Genomic DNA, 12,799 nt, shown 5'->3' on the forward strand with positions numbered 1-12,799 from the left:
GCTTAAAATGCAGAAATGAGCTACTGCATCAACCCTCAATGCTCTCAGCGTCATAATGCCGATCAGGCCAGTCACTGCCAGGCTTGTCAGACGCCGCTGCTGATTCAGGAGCGCTATCGTCTGCTGCAGCCACTACGAGAACTCGATAGCTGGAACCCGACTGAGGTTTTCATTGTTGACGATCGCGGCAGCCATAAAGTGCTGAAGCTGCTGAAAAATCCTCGCCTGCAGCCGCTGTTTCAGCGAGAGTTTATGGCCCTACAGCAGCTCTCCCACAAGGGCATTCCTCAGGTTGAGCCAGATGGCTACTTCAGCCTGCCGCTGAAGCCCAATTTTGCCCTCCACGGCTTGGTCATGGAAAAGATCGAGGGCACAACGATAGAGCAGTGGGTCAATCAAAATGGGCCGGTCAGCCAGGCACAGGTGCTGAGCTGGCTACATCAGCTTTTGGACATTCTGGGGCTGCTGCATCAAAAGGGACTGTTTCACCGCGATCTCAAACCGACCAACGTCATGCGACGAGTCAACGGTCAGCTAGCGCTAATTGACTTTGGTACAATCCGCCAAATTACAGACACCTATCTAGCCAAGATAGGCGGACAGCGGGAAGTCACCAGCATTGTCTCTCCTGGCTATACGCCGCTGGAGCAAATCAACGGTAAGGCGGTACCCCAGTCAGATTTTTATGCTTTGGGGCGATCGCTGGTATTTTGTCTCACGGGTCAGTCGCCGCTGGCGTTCAAGGAAAGCAGCCTCAACGGCAAGCTGCTCTGGCAGCAGCAAGTCCAGATAGCGCCCTGGCTAGCTGAACTGATTGATCAGCTCATGGCCCCCTTTCCCGGCCAGCGCCCGCTCAATACCCAGGCCATTTTGCAGCGGCTCCAGTCGCCCCCCCCAGAATCAAAGCCGACTTTTCCGCTGCAGCAGGTTGGCAAAGCCTTAGCGATCGCCAATCTCAGCCTGTTGGTTGTGCAGCTTGCTGTCGGCTGGTACTGGTGGCGATCGCACCAAAGCCAGTCCTCTAGCCGCCGTTCTAGCTCAGCATTAGTCAGCAGATCCACTGCGGCTATCCCCACTGAAAATTGCCTGCGGCTCAGCCGCCGTTCAGAATCATCTCCGCTAGATTCAGCCCCGCCGTTTTGTGCAAACCCGCATTATTTTGCGGGCAGCCGTGCTGATGTAGGCAGCGGGGACAGCCAGACTGACAGCGGCAAGCCTGAGCCAGCCTAGCAGCCCGTTCTGCAAAGTAAGGAAATTGCTCAAAAATGGCCTCTGCAGCGCCATTGCCGCCCTCAGTCGTATCAAAAAAATAGCCTACCTGCCGTTTACCTTCGTGAGCCACCACCCAGTTGACATCCTGCTGAGAGCTCAAGACCACCAGCGGAATAGCAAAGATAATTTGATGGCCCAAGCTGTGCAGTGCAATAAATTCCGGTACTCTTTCCCAAAGTGGATCGGTTAGTTCAGGGCCTGTCCCATCCGTTTCAGCCCTGATTTGGGCCTGAATAGTCCTGACCTGTTTAGTGAGAGCCTGGGCCAGCGGTGCGTTAATTTCAGCCCTGACGATGGGCGCCTGATACTGGGTTTGATAGGGCTGCTCGAAGGTAATCGTCTCTTTCGGCTGAGTCATTTCTCCCAGCCTCAGAGGACGATGGCAGCTAGGGCAAGTGCTGCCGGACAGGGACTGGCGGTAGCGGCGGCAGCGACTATTGAGGCAGAGCAGGCTTTGCTTGCGTTCAAACAGGGTATAGCCCGTCACCAACGAACTGATTTCTCCCCAAGCCAGCGTTAAGCGCAGCCGGGCCTCTGGTAGGGCCGTTTGAATCAGCTTCGGCGCGGCGATCGCCTCCAGCAGCTTCACGTTTAAGGCCGTATCTGAGCGGGTAAACTGCCCTGAATCAGCCGGTATAGGCTTAAGCTTGGCCTGCTTTGTTTCTAAATCAAGCGCCTGACAGAGAAAGGTCGCCAGTTCTCCCTCTTCAGTTTGCGCCAGGTAGAGAGCACCCGGATGCACTTCTCGGTAGGCCAGGTCACGATTGAGCCACTCAAACTCCTGCCCAGACGCCAGATTGACCAGAGCAATTTCATCCCCCAGCGTCCCCCGCAGACTAACGCTGCGGTGGGGATAGCCTATCCCGCCCAGATAGCCTGAACTATAGGCTCGTAGCCGCTTTTGCTGCAGCAAACTCCCCGCTAGCACGCCGCCAACTGCACCAAAGCGATCTTCAATCTCAGCCGCCAGTAAGTTACTTTCTACGGCCCCGCAGCAGAGATGTTGGCTCAAAATAGTCGGATAGTTGGGGTTGAAAGCGGCACTTTCAACCTGCCCCTGCAGTAGCTCTGTGGTGTTCTCTCCGTAAAAGCTGTCCAGTACGTTCTGAGCCACCGGCAGAAACATAACTAACCCCGGTTGCTGACGGCCTACTCGGCCAATCCGCTGATAAAACGACATCAGACTGCCCGGATAGCCTCTAATCAAGCAGCAATCAAGCTCCGGTAGATCAATGCCCGCTTCTAGCGCCGAAGTCGTCAAAATCACCCGTACCGCACCGCTGCGCAACTGGGCAATAATTCGCTGTCGCTGACTCGCTCCCAAAGAGCCATAAAAAGCTGCTACCTGTGGCACCAACGCTTCTAGACCTTGCCGACTAAATTCTTTTTGAATGAGCGATTTAAGATTTTTAACTGCGGCTCTAGAGTTGCAGAAAACCAGACCGCTCAGCCCCTGCTGCAGCCAGCTTAAAATAATTCGGCTGCTATCAGCGCTAGCCCCGCTGCTAGGCTCTAGGCAGATTAGGGTGCGGCCAGCCGTACCGGCCCCGCTCTGCTGAATGACCTGTAGCCGTTCAGGGACTGCTTCGCGCCCGGAGAAGCGGAGTGCGATTTCTGCTGGGTTACCGATGGTTGCAGAGGCAAAAATAAACTGGAGCTGTTCGCTGTGGCCCCCGGCGCTGTCTACAGCCAGTCGCAGCCGCCGCATCAGATTGGCGAAATGAGCGCCAAAAGCACCAATGTAGGTGTGGGCTTCATCCACCACTACCCATTTCAACCGGCGCAAATACTCTCGCCAGGATTCTCCCTCTGCCGTCAGCTTGCCTTTGTAGAGCTGGTAGTGCAGCAAATCGGGGCTGACAGCTAAAATCTGAGGCGGCTGGGGTAAAAAGAGTTGCTGCCGCTCCGTCCGGGGCGTGTCGCCTGTCATCACCCCTAGCTTGGGGCGGCGGGATGGGGGCAGGGCTGCGATCAGCCGCTGCAGCTTGCCGACTTGATCAAGCGCCAGTGCTTTGAGGGGAAAGAGAAACAAAGCCGAGAGCGCCTGTTCTTCAAGACAGGAGGCCAAAATAGCGGGCGTGTAGCACAGGGTTTTTCCCGAAGCGGTTGGGGTGGCTAAGCACAGGTCTTTGCCCGCTCTGAGGGACTGCAGCGCCTCTATTTGATGGCTGTACAGCTCAGTCACGCCTGTTTGCGCCAAAGCCTGATGCAGCTCGGCAGGTAAATCAGGGGGTAGCGGCGAACGATCGCCGGGAACAGCAGGCGTGACTTCGATCGCGGTGAGTGAGTCCTGGCAGGTCTGGGCGATCGCCCGGAAGGCAGCCTGAGGAATGGCCTCGATAGCCGCTGCGTCAACAGCAGGCGAGCGATCGCGGTCAGTCGGCGGGCGGATCAGTCCAGTAGCGATCGCGGCGACCCAGTCAGCTACCTCTAGCGGCTCTGACTGCTGTGGAACCTTGATTAACAGCCGCTGCCCCAAAATGGCGGTAACCGTCCCCCAGCCATAAGCAGGCAAATAGAGGCGAGCATTCTTAACCAGCCAGCTGGGGGGAGAATCCTGCAGGCGAGCAGCCTGGATTAGCTGGGCATAGTCGGGCGGCTGATTAATCACCAAAAAAGGGGGCCTACGGCAGCGATGACGCTCTCCTAGAATAGCGCTCAGCTAGCTCAGGCGACCTTACCAAACTCCTGTTTGAGCGCCTCATCGTTATCGTCAGCAATCGTAGCCACAATGGTCATGATGCGGGAAATTTCGGCTGCCGAAATATCTTCCAAAATCCGGCTGGCTAAAACCACAACGTCGCTGCCCAAAATACCGAAGCAGGATTCAAAAGTCTCACCGCAGTTCATTTCCAGCAGGCGGCGCATCAGCTTGGCTTCTTGCTCAACCGGCAGCTTTAAAACGGGAGACCAGACAGTCAGCACGTCATCGTCAGCCGTTCCAGATAGCTGCACGTAGACTTCGACGGTGCCATAGCAAAATTTCCACAGGTGCCCCTCATCGGTATGGCTGACCATGGCGCTCTGGTCTTGCTCCAGGCTGGAGATGACCGTCTCAATTGTTTCTATATAATTTGGGGCGATCGCGTCGTCTTCCTCATTTTCCAGAGGGGAAGCTTCAAAATCGAGCGAATTCATGGCCATAGTTGTTCTTTCGTTAGCGGCTCTTAATCTCATTCGTTTCTAACACAGCACCGGGGTCAAAGTTGTTTAAGGTTTAGTCAACTTCAAATTTAGGCCAGGAATTGGCTACCTCGTTTTTTGGGTGCTGCCGTCCGCATCGCCATTCCCTGAGCCTTGAGATGTTAGCCTTCGATCATGGCCTGAGCCAACTGCTGATGCCGCTCAATCAGTACGGGTAAGTCAACCGTTGTGATCTGCCCCTGATCCACCACCTTGCGGCCGTTGATAAAGCTATAGTCTACGCCGTTGGTCTGGCACAGAATCAGGGCCGCCACCACGTCATGATGCGCTCCTGCAAATCCTAGGCGATCGAGATTAATGGCAATCAAGTCAGCCGACATTCCTGGTGCTAAATAGCCAATGTCATCTCGGCCCAGCACTCTAGCTCCGCCGAGGGTAGCAATTTCCAGCGCTTGGCGAGCCGTCATCGCCCCGGCGTCCTCCTCCCGCACCCGCGCCGCTAGAAAGGCTAACCGCGCTTCGTGCATCAGGTTGCCAGAGTCATTGGAGGCAGAACCGTCTACGCCTAAACCAACCGGCACCCCCCGGGCGAGCAGCTTACGAATAGGTGCAATGCCGCTGGCTAGACGCATGTTGCTACAGGGGCAGTGAGCTACCCCGGTGCCAGTGCGACCAAATTTTTCAATTGAGCGATCGCTAAGCTTGACGCAGTGGGCATGCCATACGTCTTCGCCCAGCCAGTCAACCGACTCGGCATAGTCCCCTGGAATCAGGTTGAACTGCGACAGGCTGTACTCCACATCTGAATTGTTTTCAGCGAGATGAGTATGGAGCCGCACACCCGGATAGGCGCGAGCTAGCTTAGCCGATTCCCGCATCAGGTCTTGGGAAACGGAAAAAGGAGAACAGGGGGCTACCGTAATGCGCAGCATGGCGTGGCGGCTATTGTCGTGATAGCTCTCAATCACCCGCTGACAGTCCGCCAGGATGTAGCTCTCCTTTTCGACTAGCAGGTCTGGCGGCAATCCTCCGGCACTCTGCCCCACGCTCATGCTGCCGCGACTGGCGTGAAAGCGCAGGCCAATATCCTGTAGCGCTTGAATCTCATCGTCTAGGGTGCAGTCATTGGGAAAGAGATAGAGGTGATCGCTAGCCGTGGTGCAGCCGGAGAGCATTAGCTCAGCAGCGGCCACCTGCGCCCCCACATAGACCCCCTTGGCCGTCAGGCGTGACCAAAAGGGATAGAGAGTCGTCAACCAGTTGAATAAGTCGGCATCTTGCGCCCCGGGGACTGCCCGCGTCAGGGATTGAATGAAGTGGTGATGGGTATTTACCAGCCCAGGTAAGACAATGTAGCGTCCCTGCAGGTCTAAAACTTCGTCGGCTGTATCGGGTAGAGTATCCGTTGTTCCTACCTGCTCAATCACGCGATCGTTCAGCAGCAGCGCTCCGTGGCGAATTTCTCGCCGCTGCGCGTCCATCGTCACTAGGGTATGAATATTTTTAACTAAGACCGTCGCCACCAGGTTTTCTCCAGCTCAACCGACAAGCTGTAGCCTAGTCGATTTTGGCCCCTATCGCAGACGCTCAGCACACAATTCGCCCATTTCTCAACTTCACCAAGCAGCGGGACTGAAAGCGTCGCCATTGGCAATCTCAACCGTTTCGCCGCTCTGCTGAATCACGAATAACCCGCGGCGGTAGGCATAGCGATCCACGTCGGCGTCGATTTCAATCGCAGCAACGGCTCCGTAGATCTGATAGCCTCCGTAGTGGGGAAAGGCTTGCTTAAATCGGCCCAGCGTCTCCACAAACTCGTCTACATCTCGCTGCGATAGGCGAGATTTTACTTCAATCGCAACGGCAGAGGCCCCATTGACGGCAAAGACATCAATCTCCATTTGTGCCCCTGCTCGCTTCGACTTCATGCGGCGATAGGTTTCTTGCACATCAATACCTCTAGCCTGAAACAAGCGGATGACAGCAGGCTCTACCAGGTTCTCAACAAACTGGCCCCAGCGCGTAGTCAACCCTGCCACCTCTCGGCTGGTATTCGCCGCAATGCGCTCTAATCGCTCTAAACGCCGGTCGGCTTCTTCTGCGCGGCGGTCGGCCTCAGCTTGAGAGGTTTGGAACAGGGCGTAAATGTCTGCGATTGTAACGGGATCTGCCATGATTTGAGGAACTGGATGCTGCCTCTATTATGAGCTATTGGCCGGGGTTAGCCCGGCATCTGAGCGATCGCCTGCTGCACCGCCTCAGCGCCTACCCCCCAGTGGCAGGACTGCTCCGTCAAATACCGCCGCCAGAGCCGGCTGCCGGGCTGGCCTAGAAAGAGCTGTAGCATGTGGCGGGTAATTTTATTCAGCTTATAGCCCTTGGCGATCCAGGTTTCGATATAGGGCAGCATACTTTCTGCGATCGCTTGCCGGGTCGGTATTGACGTTGACTGACCAAAAATCAGCCGATCGGCCTCGGCAAACAAATAGGGATCGTCATAGGCGGCGCGGCCAATCATCACCGCATCTACGGCCCCTAGCTGGGCTTTGGCTTCCGCTAGGGTTTTGAAGCCGCCATTGATCTCAATAAACAAGTGGGGAAATTCTCGCTTCAGCCGGTGCACGTCGGCGTAGCGCAGCGGCGGCACCGTACGATTTTCCTTGGGGCTGAGTCCCTGTAGCCAAGCTTTGCGGGCATGAACCGTAAAGCGATCGCAGCCTGCCTGCGCTACCACGCTGACAAAGTGGGCCATATCCTCGTAGCGATCGCGCTGATCGATACCGATGCGATGCTTCACCGTCACCGGAATGGATACCGCTGCCCGCATCGCCGCCACGCAGTCAGCCACCCGCTGCGGCTGGGCCATCAGGCAAGCCCCAAAGTTACCGTTTTTGACCCGGTCGCTGGGGCAGCCCACGTTTAAGTTGACCTCGTCGTAGCCCATCTCTGCTGCAATGCGGGCGCAGGCGGCTAAGTCCACAGGGGTATCTCCGCCTAGCTGCAGCGCCAGGGGCTTCTCTTCTGGCGAAAAGCCCAGCAGCCGCTCCCGATCGCCGTGAATGATCGCATTGCTAGTCACCATCTCCGTGTACAGCAGCGTATGACGAGTAATCTGCCGCATGAAGTAGCGAAAATGGCGATCGGTGCGATCCATCATCGGCGCGATGCTGAGCGGGGCCGCTGCGATCGCGGTGGCAGGGCGATCCGAGAGCTGAGACGAAGCAGTCATGGCAAGAAAAGAAGCTGCGATCGCCTATCGTAGCGTAGAGAGCGCCTAGCTAGCGATCGCGGGAAAGACCTGTCCCAAGATAAAGAACAAGATGCGATTGACGATACCGAGGGCGATCGCCCCGATAATGGCGCTCCAGATGCTGCGCAGCCGGAAGCCAACAACCAGCTTGGCGGTGAGGCCAAAAAGGAGAGCGTAGATCAAAATCAGGATAGGAAAGAAGAGAATATTAATAATCGGCAGTCTGAGGAAAAACAGAATGGGGAAAGCGATCGCTGTGAGAACGCCAAAGATCAGCGCTGAAGTAAAAGCTTTACCAAAACTATCCACCTCAATGCCCAGCGGTAACTTGGCGATAATCATCAGGCTGATAGCGGTCACGACCAAAAAGATTAAGCTGCTAATAAGCCAAGACATCTTCAGTATTTCCTCATAGTCAGTAAAAACACACGCTAGGCCCAATTAGCGGCCAAAAAAGCTAATCCGACCCCAAAACATCAGGCCCTGCTCAAAGTTAATAGGCTACAGCGCTACGATCACTGACTCGATGAAATTTCGTAAGAAAATTCGCAATTGTTAACCTTCTAAGAAAAAAATGTGGATGCCACTCCGGCTCTAATCGGCTCACCAGGCAGCTAGGGTAAGGCTAATTCTGCCGCCGCTAGCTCATTGGTGTCTAACGCAGCCGTTTCAGGGGTTTGAGCCAAAATGGAAACTTCTGTGGCACAGTTCTGAGCCGGGGCGGACGCTGCTGTAGGCACTTCCTCGGTAGCAGGCATTGCTTCAGCGTTAGGCGTAGCCGTTTCGACCGGGCAGGTTGGCTCTGCTGAGGCTGAGCTGAGGCGTAGAGTCTCGCTATAGTCTAGCTGCAGTGGTTTGTGGAGAGAATTGGCAGGTGTTTTTTGACTGACGGCTGCGGCTTCAACCTCTACGGCGGGGAGCTGAGAGGCTGACGGGCGATCGCTAGGCTCAGCAACAGCATCAGCCGGGTCAGCTGCCGCTGTAGACTCCCCAGCAGCCGACATTTCGGCTTCAGGCAAAGGCACAGCCACTTCAGGCATTGCTGTCGCCGTAGTCACTGGCGAATCTGCCGTTTCAACCATGACTGAATCGACCACGGCTGCGACCGTTCTGGCCCGACTGGCGCGGGTAAACTGTGGAGCGTTGCTAACCGGCTCCGGCTCTACCGGCAGCAACCCAGGAGGCGTTGCCGTCAGCAGCAAATTGGACAAATCGGGCAGCATCCCGGCGGAGGGAGGAGCCGGGGCGGCTGTAGCAGTCACTGCGGCGGCTGGACTGGCCGGAGCTACCGAAACTGAGGTGATGGGGGCCGTTGAGATAGCGGGAGGGGCTAAATCAGGACGAATGGGAATTGGCGGCAGCGAGGCGGCAGAGCGGACTGCAACAAGCGATAACTTTGGCGATGAGCTGGCCTGGGTGCTGGCTTGGGTCGGGATTGCCGTAGCCGTTAAATCCACATCTGAGCGCGACAAGCGAGCTAGTTCAGAGCTGAGTTCAACCTGAGGTGGCGTCAACTGACTTGCCGTTTTGATCGCTAGCAAATCCTGACCAAAGGTCAAATCACTTTGGCGATCGCTTGAGAGGTCGGTATCCCACGTCCAGCTAGCAGTTGTTTCATTCTGGCGGCAGGCTGTTAGCGCTGCCAGCCCCAACAGGGCGATGGCGGAACCACGCATCGAGTATCCCCCTACTTCAGAAACTAAGTGGACTTTTAGATAGTTAGACAAAGTTACATCGGCTTTAAGCAAGATCAGGAAAAATCTGCCAAAGTTTGTGCAACTTTTTTGCAGACAATAAGAGAGATTCAGATTTATAGCGGGAACTTAGAGACTTGATATTCGATATGGGGTCAAGCTTCAGGGGAGAACTCGCAGCTTTGACAGCTGCTTTTCTGTGGGCAGTCTCTACCGTAATTTTCGGGCGGTTGGGCAAGCGCCTTTCACCCCTCATCCTCAACTTGATCAAGGGGTTGATGGCGATCGCTCTTATTAGCCTGACGCTGCTCCTCCAGCAGAACGAACTTACCCGCACTGAGCCGCTGCCCTATGTGCTCTTGCTGCTCAGCGGCATGATTGGCATTGGCCTCGGAGACACGGCTTATTTCAGCGCCCTCAACCATTTGGGACCCCGGCGGGTGCTGCTGATGGAATCTGTCGCGCCGCCGATAGCAGCCTTGCTCGCCTGGATCTTTCTGGCTGAGGTATTGGGGCTAGTGGCCTGGTTGGGCATTTTGCTGACGCTGGTGGGCGTTGCCTGGGTGATTTCAGAACGGGTACCGGACGTGAACCCTCAGCTAGCCGATCCCCGTCGCGGCGTCTTGCTGGGGCTGCTGGCAGCGCTAGGGCAGGCGGTCGGGGTGGTAATGTCGCGGGCGGCCCTGACCAGCACGACTATTGATCCGCTGTGGAGTACGCTGCTGCGACTGAGCGGCGGGGTGCTGATGCTGACGATTTTGCTGCTGGCTCGCCGTCAGGTCTGGTCTGAAATGCAGCCGCTGCGATCGCCTCGTTTAGTCAGCGTCGTAGCGTTGGCGGCTGTTTTAGGCACGTACTTAGCCCTCTGGCTGCAGCAAACAGCGCTCAAATTTGCCCCAGCAGGCATTGCTCAATCCCTGATGGCCACCAGTCCGCTCTTTATTTTGCCCATCGCCCTTTGGCTAGGCGATCGCGTCAGTCTCAGGGCTGTTGGCGGCGTAGGCATTTCCCTCATTGGCATCTGGCTGCTGTTTGTTCAGGGATAAGTCATCTTTGGCCAAAAACAAAGCGCTGCCAGTAGTGAGGTACAGGCAGCGCCGGAAATTTAGGGGGATGCGGCAAGCTAGGCTAGGACAGCGTGGCTAGAGCCATCAGCGCCAAGAATGCGGTAACGCCGTAGAAAGTTGCCACAACGCGCACTTCAGACCAGCCGGACAGCTCAAAATGGTGGTGCAGCGGGGCCATTCTAAACAGGCGCTTACCGATGCCATCTGGCCCTTTGGTTGCCTTGTAGTAGCCTACCTGCAAAATTACAGAAACCGTCTCTGCAAAAAACAGCAGCGTCACCACTAGCAGCCCAAACAAATTGCCGCTGAGAATACCGACGGCAGCTAATGCCCCCCCTAGAGCCAAAGACCCGGTATCTCCCATGAACACCTTGGCCGGATTACGGTTGTGGGCTAAAAAGCCCAGACAAGCCCCACTTAGAGCGGCGCAGAAAACCATCAGGTCAGGATGAGAAGGAGCCACGAGGGCACCGAAACCCAACAGCGCGATTGCCCCTGTACCTGCCATCAGGCCATCTACGCCGTCAGTTAAATTAGTGGCATTGCTCTCGGCCACCAGGGCAAACCCAGCCAGCGGCCAGAATAAAAAGCCTAGGGGTAAAAACCAGCCAAACGGTAAGCTCACGGTTGTAATCGCGGCAGGCTGGGTTCCTAGCGTCCAGAGACAAAAAAGCACCGCAAACCCAATTTGCAGCGCCAGCTTCATGCGAGGAGAAATGCCCTTATTAGAACGTCGCCGCAGAACTTGCCAGTCGTCCAGCCAGCCAATCAGGCCGTAAGCTAGCATCAGCGCCGTCACCGCCAAAACGTGCCCCGAAAAGCCTGTCAGGCCGACAGCCACGACCGCCGCCACCGGGATGAAAAAGATGCCGCCCATTGTGGGCGTTCCTGCCTTTTTTAAGTGGGCTTGGGGGCCTTCGGCGCGGATAAACTGTCCGGCCTTGAGCGATCGCAGCAGCGGCACTACCCACAGCCCCAAGGCCGCGCTCAAGATAGCGGCGACTAGCAGCGGTAGCCCTAAAGAGGTTAGCCCTAAAAACGGGCGTCCGGCGATCGCATCTAAGGCGATCGCCGCTAAGCTGAGGCTGCTCGTCAAAACCCACAGCAGCTTTATGCCGGATAAATCAATCGACTTGGTTGAGAAAAACTTGGCGTCCACAACAATTTTCTTACACTCACACCACACACTTCACGCATAACCCACGGTTTCCTTGAAAACCCGGAAATTTTGGCAAAAGCTTTGCATAGCATCCGCTATTGAGCGGCTGAGCAAGCCTGCCCTAGGATAGATTTTGCCTAGTCTTCGTCAAGTTCGAGATCGTCGTCGTCCTCTTCCTCAAAGTTGTCCTCATTACCCATCAAATCGGTGATTTCTTCATTGTCATTTTCAGACTTGACGACTTCCACCGGATCGCGCGGAATCAGACGACCGGACTTTTCTAGCCAGTCTAAAATCGAGGCGTTTTGCTGAAGGGGAATTACGGCTGCGGGCTGATTGCGAGGAATCTGGCGCAGGGAGGGATTGTAAGCCATAGGTGTATCGATTTTTGCAGGGTAAAGTCTGACAGGGTTGCCAGCTAAGACGGGCGCTAGGGGGATAGAGATACCTCAGTCGAGCTAGCCGCTCGGATTTAAGATGAGTCTACCATTGGATGGATAGCCCATCTTCTAGCATATGTCAATCTAATATCAACAAACCGCGACGTTTAGACATATTTCTTGGCAGTAGGGCCTGAGTCTAGCGCAGGGCTGAAATTAGCAGGGAGTTTTGTATGTTAGCAAAAGCTGAGCTGAAACAGGCGATCGCCAATAAGAATCGTGGCCTGGCAGCTAGCCCTACTGAAAAGACAGCTATCTTAGCGGCGATCGCTCGGCTAGAAGACCGCAATCCGACACCGCAGCCTCTAGAAGCGCCAGAGCTTTTGGAAGGAGACTGGCGACTGCGCTATACCTCTAGCCAGGATTTGCTAGGCATCGATCGCTTGCCGTTGCTGACGCTAGGCCAAATTTACCAGTGCATTCGCACAGCCGAGTCCAAAGTTTACAACATTGCGGAAGTAACAGGTTTGCCCCTGCTAGAAGGGCTGGTTTCAGTGGCAGCTCAGTTCGAGGCTACTTCTCCCCAGCGGGTGAACGTCAAGTTCGAGCGCGGCGTTTTGGCGCTGCAGCGACTGATTGACTACCGCGCCCCCAGCCAGCTCATTCACAAACTGCAGAATACCCCCAAGCTCTCCCTGCTGCAGGCAATTGATTTTGACATCAACAGCGATCGCCAGCAGGGCTGGTTAGAAGTCACCTACTTAGATCAAGATATGCGTCTGGGGCGAGGCAATGAAGGCAGCGTTTTTGTCCTGACGAAGGATTAGGCTGAT

Annotated in this window: 11 protein-coding genes and 1 pseudogene; 3 read left to right on the plus strand and 9 right to left on the minus strand. The window is 55.7% G+C overall.

Translation table 11 applies throughout. The features are described from left to right. Positions 1-15: 15 nt before the first annotated feature. Positions 16-855: pseudogene (locus tag QJQ48_RS04525) on the plus strand (protein kinase domain-containing protein); the annotation flags it as partial. Between the two features lie 238 nt (positions 856-1,093). Here the strand turns inward: QJQ48_RS04525 and QJQ48_RS04530 are convergent. From QJQ48_RS04530 to QJQ48_RS04560, 7 genes are all read right to left on the minus strand, one after another. Continuing rightward, on the minus strand, positions 1,094-3,883 hold the full coding sequence (locus QJQ48_RS04530) for a DEAD/DEAH box helicase (RefSeq protein WP_346290115.1): 2,790 nt from the start codon (positions 3,881-3,883) through the stop codon (positions 1,094-1,096). A gap of 56 nt (positions 3,884-3,939) precedes the next feature. Next, a complete protein-coding gene (locus QJQ48_RS04535) occupies positions 3,940-4,416 on the minus strand; it encodes a YbjN domain-containing protein (RefSeq protein ID WP_428843023.1) in 477 nt (158 codons plus the stop codon). Positions 4,417-4,577: 161 nt separating this feature from the next. Then, positions 4,578-5,939 (minus strand): 8-oxoguanine deaminase, encoded by a 1,362-nt coding sequence (locus QJQ48_RS04540; RefSeq protein WP_346290008.1) that lies wholly within the window; start codon positions 5,937-5,939, stop codon positions 4,578-4,580. Between the two features lie 93 nt (positions 5,940-6,032). Beyond that, positions 6,033-6,590, minus strand: a complete 558-nt coding sequence (locus tag QJQ48_RS04545) for a hypothetical protein (protein WP_346290009.1) — start codon at positions 6,588-6,590, stop codon at positions 6,033-6,035. Between the two features lie 47 nt (positions 6,591-6,637). After that, positions 6,638-7,645 carry a tRNA dihydrouridine(20/20a) synthase DusA gene (gene dusA, locus QJQ48_RS04550; RefSeq protein ID WP_346290010.1) on the minus strand — a complete coding sequence of 336 codons (1,008 nt, stop codon included), beginning with the start codon at positions 7,643-7,645 and terminating at the stop codon, positions 6,638-6,640. Positions 7,646-7,690: 45 nt separating this feature from the next. Then, positions 7,691-8,062: a phage holin family protein gene (locus tag QJQ48_RS04555; RefSeq protein ID WP_346290011.1), complete on the minus strand. Its 372-nt coding sequence runs from the start codon at positions 8,060-8,062 to the stop codon at positions 7,691-7,693. A 218-nt stretch (positions 8,063-8,280) separates the two neighbouring features. Next, positions 8,281-9,342 (minus strand): hypothetical protein, encoded by a 1,062-nt coding sequence (locus QJQ48_RS04560; protein WP_346290012.1) that lies wholly within the window; start codon positions 9,340-9,342, stop codon positions 8,281-8,283. A gap of 167 nt (positions 9,343-9,509) precedes the next feature. Between QJQ48_RS04560 and QJQ48_RS04565 the strand changes: the two genes are divergently transcribed. Then, positions 9,510-10,406, plus strand: a complete 897-nt coding sequence (locus QJQ48_RS04565; protein ID WP_346290013.1) for a DMT family transporter — start codon at positions 9,510-9,512, stop codon at positions 10,404-10,406. Between the two features lie 82 nt (positions 10,407-10,488). On the opposite strand, the gene mraY is transcribed toward QJQ48_RS04565, so the two are convergent. Beyond that, entirely contained in the window at positions 10,489-11,586 is a 1,098-nt protein-coding gene (gene mraY / locus QJQ48_RS04570; protein ID WP_346290014.1) for a phospho-N-acetylmuramoyl-pentapeptide-transferase, read from the minus strand. 137 nt (positions 11,587-11,723) lie between these two features. Continuing rightward, positions 11,724-11,960, minus strand: a complete 237-nt coding sequence (locus QJQ48_RS04575; protein ID WP_346290015.1) for a DUF3134 domain-containing protein — start codon at positions 11,958-11,960, stop codon at positions 11,724-11,726. A gap of 239 nt (positions 11,961-12,199) precedes the next feature. Between QJQ48_RS04575 and QJQ48_RS04580 the strand changes: the two genes are divergently transcribed. Then, entirely contained in the window at positions 12,200-12,793 is a 594-nt protein-coding gene (locus QJQ48_RS04580; protein ID WP_346290016.1) for a PAP/fibrillin family protein, read from the plus strand. Positions 12,794-12,799 lie beyond the last annotated feature (6 nt).

This window comes from Sphaerothrix gracilis Ecp01 (genome assembly GCF_030405905.1).
In the GTDB taxonomy this organism is placed as follows: domain Bacteria; phylum Cyanobacteriota; class Cyanobacteriia; order Phormidesmidales; family Phormidesmidaceae; genus Sphaerothrix; species Sphaerothrix gracilis.

What these genes read in the sequence shown, in the direction of transcription:
- QJQ48_RS04580 (WP_346290016.1), top strand. Translation starts at nt 12,200, where the DNA reads ATGTTAGCAAAAGCTGAGCTGAAACAGGCGATCGCCAATAAGAATCGT.
- dusA (WP_346290010.1), bottom strand. Translation starts at nt 7,645, where the DNA reads ATGACTGCTTCGTCTCAGCTCTCGGATCGCCCTGCCACCGCGATCGCA.
- QJQ48_RS04535 (WP_428843023.1), bottom strand. Translation starts at nt 4,416, where the DNA reads ATGGCCATGAATTCGCTCGATTTTGAAGCTTCCCCTCTGGAAAATGAG.
- QJQ48_RS04560 (WP_346290012.1), bottom strand. Translation starts at nt 9,342, where the DNA reads ATGCGTGGTTCCGCCATCGCCCTGTTGGGGCTGGCAGCGCTAACAGCC.
- QJQ48_RS04555 (WP_346290011.1), bottom strand. Translation starts at nt 8,062, where the DNA reads ATGTCTTGGCTTATTAGCAGCTTAATCTTTTTGGTCGTGACCGCTATC.
- QJQ48_RS04565 (WP_346290013.1), top strand. Translation starts at nt 9,510, where the DNA reads ATGGGGTCAAGCTTCAGGGGAGAACTCGCAGCTTTGACAGCTGCTTTT.
- QJQ48_RS04545 (WP_346290009.1), bottom strand. Translation starts at nt 6,590, where the DNA reads ATGGCAGATCCCGTTACAATCGCAGACATTTACGCCCTGTTCCAAACC.
- QJQ48_RS04575 (WP_346290015.1), bottom strand. Translation starts at nt 11,960, where the DNA reads ATGGCTTACAATCCCTCCCTGCGCCAGATTCCTCGCAATCAGCCCGCA.